Origin of the sequence: Streptomyces torulosus, assembly GCF_001419765.1 — a bacterium.
Lineage (GTDB): Bacteria > Actinomycetota > Actinomycetes > Streptomycetales > Streptomycetaceae > Streptomyces > Streptomyces torulosus.
This window is the reverse complement of record NZ_LIRK01000608.1, coordinates 1-8,327: the sequence shown is the minus strand read 5'-3', so window position 1 is coordinate 8,327 and position 8,327 is coordinate 1. Positions and strand designations below refer to the sequence as shown.

Sequence of the window (8,327 nt, the reverse complement as noted above, 5' to 3'; positions counted from 1 at the left end):
TCCCGGTACCGGTCCCCGATCCCCCTCCTCGCCTTCACCCCCGACCCGGCCACCCGCTCCCAGCTGAGCCTCACCTGGGGCGTCGAGACGTTCCTCGGACCGCGCGTCGACTCCACGGACGCGATGATCGGCCAGGTCGACGAACTGCTCCTGCAGTACGCCCGCTGCCGCAAGGGCGACACGGTCGTCATCACCGCCGGCTCCCCACCGGGCGTCGCGGGCACCACGAACCTGGTCCACATCCACCACATCGCCGAGGACGACGCCCCGAAGGGATAGGGGGTCAGTGCTTGGGCCCGACGTGAGCGTCGAGAAGCGCCACTGAAGCCTTACGGGCGACGGAGATGTTGTAGGGGTCACCGTGGCGGGTGCAGTGCGTCCACTCCAGGCCCAGCTTGTCGAGGGTGCCGGTATAGAGCCGCCGGATGTCGTCCGACTTGTTGGTGAAGAAGTACCGGGGGTACTCGTACCGGTTGCGCTCACCGCCGACGAGGCGGGTGGTCCAGTTGGTGATGCGACACCCGTCGGAGTGGATGAGCCCACGCACGAACTCCCAGGGGTGGGCATCGACAATGGCCTGCTGCCAGGCTTCGAGCACGATCGGCCGCTCGTGCTTCTTGCCGGGGCCGTGCTGGGGGAAGAGGCACCAGATGTGCATGGAGTAGAGCTTCACCTCTCGACAGCCCTTGCGCCTGACTCTGCATACGGCGTTACTCGGGAAAACCGAGCGCATGGCTGCCTCGCACTCGTCCATGAGCCCCGGATAGGTCTCATCACAGGTGATCGACAGGCTGGGCGCCCGCATGGAGCGATTCTGGATGATGTGCCCGTCGCCGAGGTAGAGGCCGAGTAGGTAGGCGTACGCCGACGAATTCAGCTCACCGTCGCAACGTGGGCATGGGGGTTGAGAGCGGCCGGGACACTCGCCGCGCTTGGCGCGGTCCATGTGCTTCCAGTAGCCGATCGTGCCCAGGGGAATGTTGAGTCGCCGGGCCACGTCGGCGTTCTTCGAGCCGCCCCTGAGGAGCGTAAGTGCCCATTGTCGTACTTCCGTGCTGTGGAAGTTCATGCGGCTACTCTGCGTCACTGATCCCGGACGCGTGCAGCAGAAAGCGGATGTTCACGAGAACGTGGACATCCGCTTCGGGGCAGTACCGGGTGCGGGATTCGAACCCGCAAGCCCTCACGGGCAGAGGTGTTTGAGACCTCCGTGTATACCGTTCCACCAACCCGGCCGGTGCTCCGGAGAGTGTACCGGTTCTCCGCGCTGCGCCGCAGCTAGGTACCCTCTTGTCAGCAGTACCCCTGCCCTGAACAAGGAGCCCACGTGACCGCCCCCGAGTCGCCCCAGCCCCTCGACGCGCCCGACGACGACAAGTCGCACGTGCCTCCGCTCACGACCCGTGTCGTCATCGCCGAGGACGAGGCGCTGATCCGCCTCGACCTCAAGGAGATGCTCGAAGAGGAGGGCTACTCCGTCGTGGGCGAGGCCGGTGACGGTGAGCAGGCCATCGAGCTGGCCCGGGAGCACCGCCCCGACCTGGTGATCCTGGACGTGAAGATGCCGAAGATGGACGGTATCTCCGCCGCGGAGAAGATCGCCGAGGAGAGTATCGCCCCGGTGCTGATGCTGACCGCGTTCTCGCAGCGCGACCTGGTGGAGCGTGCGCGGGACGCGGGTGCGATGGCGTACCTCGTGAAGCCGTTCAGCAAGAGTGACGTCGTGCCGGCGATCGAGATGGCGGTGTCGCGGTTCACGGAGCTGAAGGAGTTGGAGAAGGAGGTCGCGGACCTCACGCTCCGGCTGGAGACCCGCAAGCTGGTCGACCGGGCGAAGTCGATCCTGCAGACGGAGTACGGGCTGACGGAGCCGGCGGCGTTCCGGTGGATCCAGAAGACGTCGATGGATCGCAGGATGTCGATGCAGCAGGTCGCGGAGGCGGTCATTCAGGACGCAGACGAGAAGAAGGCCGCGAAGGGCTGACGGCGGCCCGGTCCGTACTGGCGGCCGGTCCGTACTGTCACCGTCGTACGTGCGAGGAGGCCCGCACCCCCTGGGAAGGGGGTGCGGGCCTCCTCGTGTGTGGGTCCGGTGGCTAGTCCTCGCCGAGGTACGCCTTGCGGACGGATTCGTCGTGCAGCAGGTCGGAGCCCGTGCCGGAGAGGACGATCTTGCCGATCTCCATGACGTGGCCCTGGTCGGCGAGGGAGAGCGCCGCCTGGGCGTTCTGCTCGACGAGCAGGATGGTGGTGCCCTGGGACTTCAGCTCGGCGATCGTCGCCATGATCTTCTGCATCATGATCGGCGAGAGGCCCATGGAGGGCTCGTCGAGCATGAGCAGCTTCGGCTGGGACATGAGCGCGCGGCCCATGGCCAGCATCTGCTGCTCGCCGCCGGAGAGGGTGCCGGCGGCCTGCTTGCGACGTTCGCCCAGGATGGGGAAGAGGTCGTAGGCGCGCTGGATGTCCCGCTCGATGCCGGGCTTGTCGCTGCGCAGGAAGGCGCCGAGGCGGAGGTTGTCCTCGATGCTCATGCGCGGGAAGATGTGCCGCCCCTCGGGGGAGTGGGCGAGTCCCAGCGAGACGATGTCGTGTGCGGGGACCTTCTTCAGCGACTTGCCGTTGAACTTGATCTGGCCGCCGACGGGCTTGAGGAGCCCGGAGAGAGTGCGGAGCGTCGTGGTCTTGCCGGCGCCGTTGGTGCCGACGAGGGTGACGACTTCGCCTGCGTTGACCTTGAAGGAGACGCCCTTGACGGCTTCGATCTTGCCGTAGGCGACCCGGAGGTCCTCGACTTCGAGCAGTGCGGTCATCGGTCGTTCTCCTTGCCGGGCGCGGCGTCGGTGGCGGCCTCGGCGTGTGCTTCGGCGGCTTCGACTTCCGCGACCTCGTCCTTGCCGGGAGCGTCTTCGAAGGGTTCGCCGAGGTAGGCGGCGACGACGCGTTCGTCTCCCTGGACGGTGGCGCTGTCGCCCTCGACGAGCTTCTCGCCCTGGACGAGGACGGCGACGCGGTCGCAGAGGTTGAAGATGAACCGCATGTCGTGCTCGATGACGAGTACGGCGATGCCCTTGTCGCGGATGGCGAAGACGAGTTCCTCGGTGGCCCGGGTCTCCTGCGGGTTCATGCCGGCCGTGGGCTCGTCGAGGAGCAGCAGGCCGGGCTCGCTGGCGAGGGCGCGTGCGATCTCCAGCTTGCGCTGTTCGCCGTAGGGGAGGTTGCGGGCGAGGTGGTCGGCCTTGTTCTCCAGGCCCACGAACGCCAGGAGTTCCATGGCGCGTTCGCGGGACTTGGCCTCGGCCTTGTGGAAGCTGGGCAGCCGCAGGACGGCCGACCAGAAGCCCTCCTTGGTCCGGGTGTGGCGGCCGACGAGCACGTTCTCCAGGACCGTCATGTTCGCGAACAGGCGGATGTTCTGGAAGGTGCGGGCGATGCCGGCCGCGGTGACCTTGAAGGACTTGGGCGGCAGGACGTTGCCCTTGTAGCGGACTTCGCCCTCGGTGGGGATGTACAGGCCGGTGAGGCAGTTGAAGAAGGTCGTCTTGCCGGCGCCGTTGGGGCCGATGAGGCCGACGATCTCACCGGCGTTGACGGTGAAGTCGACGTTGCGGACGGCGGTGAGGCCGCCGAAGCGCATGGTGACGCCGCGGGCGTCGAGGACGGTCTCGCCCGTGGTGCTCGGGGTGATGGTGTCAGTCGTCATGGTGGTGTCAGGCCCCCGTCTTGGTGAGCACTGTGGGCGGTTCCGCGTCTTCGTGGAACTCGAGCTGGCGGCGCCGGTTGGGGATCATTCCCTCCGGGCGGAAGCGCATCAGCAGGATGAGTGCGAGGCCGAAGGCGAGGAGCTGGTAGTCGCCGAGGAACTGGAGCTTGTTGGGGATCAGGAACAGCAGGGCCGCGCCGATGAGGGGTCCGCTGATGGTGCCCATGCCGCCGAGGACGACGGCGGCGAGCAGGAAGGCGGAGTTGGGGGGGATCACACCGGCGAAGAGGTACTGCTCGGGCGTCACGGTGTAGGTGACGTGGGCCTGGACGGTTCCGGCGAGGCCGGCCAGGGAGGCGCCGACGGCGAAGGCGATGAGCTTGACGCGGAAGCCGTTGATGCCCATGGCGAGCGCGGCGGTCTCGTCCTCGCGGATGGCGACCCAGGCGCGGCCGATGCGGGAGTCACCGCTGCGCCGGAAGACCAGCACGACGACGGCGGTGATGAGCAGCATCAGGAAGAAGTAGTTGGCGAAGCGGCCGATGGTGAAGCCGCCGATGGAGTGCTGGAGGCCGAAGTCGAACCCGAGGATGTTGAGGTTCGGGATCGAGGAGATGCCGTTGGAGCCGTTGGTGAGGTCGGGTCCGGAGATGCCGTCGAGGTTGTTGGCGGTGATCCGGAAGATCTCACCGAAGCCGAGGGTCACGATGGCCAGGTAGTCGCCGCGCAGTCGCAGGGTCGGGGCGCCGATGAGGACGCCGAAGACGAGCGAGGCGAGGGCGCCGACGAGGACTGCTGCCCAGAAGGGGAAGTGCACGTCGAAGGGCGAGCTGGGGGAGCCGGAGACCAGGGCGGCGGCGTAGGCGCCGACGCCGAGGAAGGCGACGTATCCGAGGTCGAGGAGGCCGGCGAGGCCGACGACGATGTTCAGGCCGAGGGCGACGGTGGCGAAGATCAGGATGTAGACGCCGATGGTCGCGTACTGGTCGTCGGTCTGGGTGAAGGGGAACAGCGCCGCCGCGACGAAGGCGCCGCAGATGGTGATGTTCTGGTGTCGGGCGGTGATCTGGGAGGCCTGGGCGATGAGGCCGGCCTTGTTGAGTGCGGCGAAGCCGAAGGCGGCCGTGATCAGGAAGCCGATGAACAGCTCGTCGTACTCGGTGCCGATGCCGTAGGTGAAGACGGTCAGGCCGAGGGCGAGGACGGCGACGATGATCAGGATCTCGACGTACGAGGGGAGCGTGCCGACGCGGCGCGGGGTGCCGGTGGCGAAGGCCGCCTTGACCGTGGCCCACTTGCCGGCCGCTCGGTGCTTGAACAGCTCCCAGCCGGTGTCGTCGGGGTCGAACGGGTCGGGCTCGGGGCGCTCGAAGGGCAGTGCCAGGGCGCCGAGGAAGGCGGCCAGGCTGGCGACGGCGACGAGGTAGCCGCCGGGTTCGAGGTTGACGAGGCCGCCGAGGTCGACGCTGATGGCGAGGACCGTGTACCAGCTGGTGGCGAAGGTGGCGAGGGTGGCGAACTTGATCGCCGCGTCGGCGCCGGCGGGTACCAGCCAGCCGAGGCCCTTCACGCCGTAGCGGGCCAGGCAGAAGAGGGTGGCCAGGGCGCCGCCGATGAGGACGAGGACCTGCAGGCCGCCCGGGTAGCCGTAGACGGTGAGGTCACCGGGGAAGGCGGAGGTCCAGGTCCAGGCGAGGAACGTGGAGATGATGGTGAGGACGCTGCCGCCGAGGGCGAGTGCGAGGCCGGTCTTCGGGGGGAGGCCGATGAGGCCGGCGGGCTTGCCGGAGGCAGGGGTGGGGGTTTCGGGTGCGGTGGTCTGTGTGGTCATCGGTGTCACGCCCTGTCCGCGACGCGCTCGCCGAGCAGACCTTGTGGTCTGAACAGCAGTACGAGGATGAGGAGTACGAAGGCCCAGACGTCGGCCCAGGACTGGCTGCCGAACTTGTCCATGCCGGGGATGTCGGCGATGTAGGCGGTGGCCAGGGTTTCGGCGATGCCGAGGACCACGCCGCCGATCATGGCTCCGTAGATGTTGCCGATGCCGCCGAGGACGGCCGCGGTGAAGGCCTTCAGGCCGAGGATGAAGCCCATGCGGAAGTCGATCTGACCGTACTTCAGGCCGTAGGCGACACCGCCGACCGCGGCGAAGATCGCGCCGAGGGCGAAGGCGACCACGATGATGCGGTCGGTGTTGATGCCCATGAGCTTGGCGGTGTCCGGGTCCTGCGCGGTGGCCTGCATGCCGCGGCCGGTGCGGGTCTTCATGACGAAGTAGGCGAGGACGGCCATGCTGATGGGTGCCGCGATCAGGAGGAAGACGTCACCGGTCTGGATGGTGACGCTGCCGATCTCGAAGGGGCCGCCGGGGATCTCGGGGAAGGTCCGGGCGGACTTGGCCTCGGGGTACCAGGCCCACACGGCCTGCTGCAGCGCGAGGGAGAGGCCGATGGCGGTGATGAGGGGGGCGAGGCGTGGGGCGCTGCGAAGGGGGCGGTAGGCGAACCGTTCCGCTCCCACGGCGATGGTGGTGGACACCAGGGCTGCGCCGATGAGCATCAGCGGCAGGGCTATCCACATGGACGTGCCGTCGGGCAGGACGTACACGTAGATGGTCAGAGCGCCGAACGCTCCGGTCATGAAGATCTCGCCGTGGGCGAAGTTGATGAGCTGGACGATGCCATAGACCATTGTGTAGCCGATGGCGACCAGCCCGTACATGGATCCCAGTAGCAGGCCGTTGACCAGCTGCTGCGGCAGTTCGTTCACCGCATGTCCTCCGAGAGGGTTTCGGATGTTTCGACGGGGGGCCGGATGCGAGTCCGCGCGGGGCGCCAGTGGAACAGCGCCCCGCGCGGCTCAGGAATGGTGCGGTTGTGGAGGGTCAGCCGGTGTAGGTACCGGACTTGACCGCCTTCCAGGCACCGTTCTCGACGGCGTAGACGGTGAGCTGCTTGTTGGTGGCGTCACCGTACTCGTCGAAGGAGACCTTGCCGGTCACCCCGTCGAACGAGACGTTCTGCATCGCGGCCGTGACCTTGGCGCGAGCGTCGCTCGGGAGCTTGCCGCCGTTGTCCTCGACGACCTTCTTCACGGCCTCGATGATCGCCCAGGCCGAGTCGTAGGAGTAGCCGCCGTAGGCCTCGAAGGCCTCCTTGTAGCCCGCGGCCTTGTAGTTCGCCACGAACTCCTTGGCGGAGGGGAGCTCCTCGACCGGCGCGCCGACCGAGGTGGCCAGGTCGCCCTTGCCGCTGGCGCCGGCCAGCTTGATGAAGTCGGCGCTGTAGATGCCGTCACCGCCGACCACGGGGATCTTGGCGCCGGCGGCCTTGATCTGCTTGCTGAGCGGGCCGGCCTGCGGGTATTCGCCGCCGTAGTAGACGACGTCCGCGCCGGAGTTCTTCACCTTGGTGGCGACCGCGGAGAAGTCCTTGGTGTCGGGGTTGATGTGCTCGGTGCCGGCGACCTTGCCGCCGAGCTTCTTGAACTCCTCGGTGAAGGTGGCGGCCAGACCGGCGCCGTAGGTCTTCTTGTCGTCGATGACGAAGACCTTCTTCTTCTTGGCGTCGTTGTAGACGTACTGCGCGGCGAACGGGCCCTGGATGGCGTCCGTGGTCGCGGTGCGGAAGTACGACTTGTACGGGCGGGTCTTGGTCTTCTGCCAGTCCGTGCCCTGGGTCAGGGCCGGGTTGGTGTTGGCCGGGGAGACCTCGACGAGCTTGGCGTCGTCGAAGACCTTCTGCATGGACTCGGCGACCGAGGAGTTCAGCGGGCCGACCACGCCGAGGACGTCCTTGTCGGCGACGAGCTTGGTGGCGTTCTGCTGGCCCGAGGAGGGCTGCGCCTGGTCGTCGAGGGCCTCGACCTTGAAGGTCACGCCTTCGACGGTCTTCTCCTTGTTGGCCGTCTTGGCGGCGAGGTCTACGGAGTTCTTGATGCCGAGACCCAGCGCGGACAGGTCGCCGGTCAGCGGTGCGTCGACACCGATGACGACAGTGGTGCCGCCGCCGCTTCCTTCGGAGTCCGAGCCGGCGCTGTCGTCGCGCGAGCCGCAGGCGGTGAGGGTGAGAGCTCCCGCCGCCAGCGCGGCGGTGATGGCGATGAGCGAGCGTTGACGCACGATCAGTCCTTTCCGTGGCACGGCCCCTCCTGGTTGAGCGGGCCGAGTCGAGCGCTGGGACGAAAATGACTTCGAATCCGAGGGCGCGGTGACTGGGCGTGACTCTAAGCGTGTGATGGGAACGTGGAGGAGGGTCTGACCGAGGCTGTGACGCTCTTGTTATGACACGACGTAATGCAGAGCGGTACTCCGTGGGTGGATGCGAGGAATTAAGGCCGATTCGCCCTGTCCACATTGTGAGAAGCCGCAGGAAGTGTGCTGGCGTTTTCAGGAGTGTTCTTGAGTTTTGGTAGTGACGTCAAGTCGTTGCTGCAGGCGACCTCAATCGCTTCGGAGAGGTCGTGGGCATACCGTCCGCCGAGGATGAAACTGTGGTCTTCTATTGCGCGCCTATTACGCAGAGTTACGTCCAGGAAAGGCAGACCGGCGTTCCTCGGGACTTTCCCGCAATCTGTCACCCGCAGGGTGATCACGACGGTGCGGGCACCGTCGTGATCACCCTGC

The 8,327-nt window shown here is 67.1% G+C and carries 8 protein-coding genes, 1 tRNA gene and 1 pseudogene; 2 read left to right on the top strand and 8 right to left on the bottom strand.

Annotation, left to right across the window (positions count from 1 at the left end; all coding sequences use genetic code 11):
- A partial coding sequence (locus AOK23_RS35055) for a pyruvate kinase alpha/beta domain-containing protein (protein WP_276205782.1) occupies positions 1–279 on the top strand: 279 nt, incomplete at its 5' end.
- A 4-nt stretch (positions 280–283) separates the two neighbouring features.
- Here the strand turns inward: AOK23_RS35055 and AOK23_RS35050 are convergent.
- On the bottom strand, positions 284–1,069 hold the full coding sequence (locus tag AOK23_RS35050) for a hypothetical protein (protein WP_055716568.1): 786 nt from the start codon (positions 1,067–1,069) through the stop codon (positions 284–286).
- Between the two features lie 83 nt (positions 1,070–1,152).
- A tRNA-Leu gene (locus AOK23_RS35045) sits at positions 1,153–1,235 on the bottom strand.
- 92 nt (positions 1,236–1,327) lie between these two features.
- On the opposite strand from AOK23_RS35045, the gene AOK23_RS35040 reads away from it, so the two are divergent.
- Positions 1,328–1,984, top strand: coding sequence for an ANTAR domain-containing response regulator (locus tag AOK23_RS35040; RefSeq protein ID WP_055716567.1), 657 nt, complete (start codon positions 1,328–1,330; stop codon positions 1,982–1,984).
- Between the two features lie 112 nt (positions 1,985–2,096).
- On the opposite strand, the gene AOK23_RS35035 is transcribed toward AOK23_RS35040, so the two are convergent.
- The 6 genes and pseudogenes from AOK23_RS35035 to AOK23_RS50690 form a co-directional block, all read right to left on the bottom strand.
- Complete coding sequence (locus tag AOK23_RS35035; RefSeq protein ID WP_055716566.1) at positions 2,097–2,813, bottom strand: ABC transporter ATP-binding protein; 717 nt, start codon at positions 2,811–2,813, stop codon at positions 2,097–2,099.
- On the bottom strand, positions 2,810–3,703 hold the full coding sequence (locus tag AOK23_RS35030) for an ABC transporter ATP-binding protein (protein ID WP_055716565.1): 894 nt from the start codon (positions 3,701–3,703) through the stop codon (positions 2,810–2,812). The genes AOK23_RS35035 and AOK23_RS35030 overlap by 4 nt, the downstream gene beginning before the upstream one ends.
- Before the next feature lie 7 nt (positions 3,704–3,710).
- Positions 3,711–5,534 (bottom strand): branched-chain amino acid ABC transporter permease, encoded by a 1,824-nt coding sequence (locus tag AOK23_RS35025; protein ID WP_055716564.1) that lies wholly within the window; start codon positions 5,532–5,534, stop codon positions 3,711–3,713.
- A 5-nt stretch (positions 5,535–5,539) separates the two neighbouring features.
- Positions 5,540–6,472: a branched-chain amino acid ABC transporter permease gene (locus AOK23_RS35020; RefSeq protein ID WP_055716563.1), complete on the bottom strand. Its 933-nt coding sequence runs from the start codon at positions 6,470–6,472 to the stop codon at positions 5,540–5,542.
- Positions 6,473–6,587: 115 nt separating this feature from the next.
- Entirely contained in the window at positions 6,588–7,823 is a 1,236-nt protein-coding gene (locus AOK23_RS35015) for a branched-chain amino acid ABC transporter substrate-binding protein (RefSeq protein ID WP_055716569.1), read from the bottom strand.
- Positions 7,824–8,125: 302 nt separating this feature from the next.
- Positions 8,126–8,327: pseudogene (locus tag AOK23_RS50690) on the bottom strand (Tat pathway signal sequence domain protein); the annotation flags it as partial.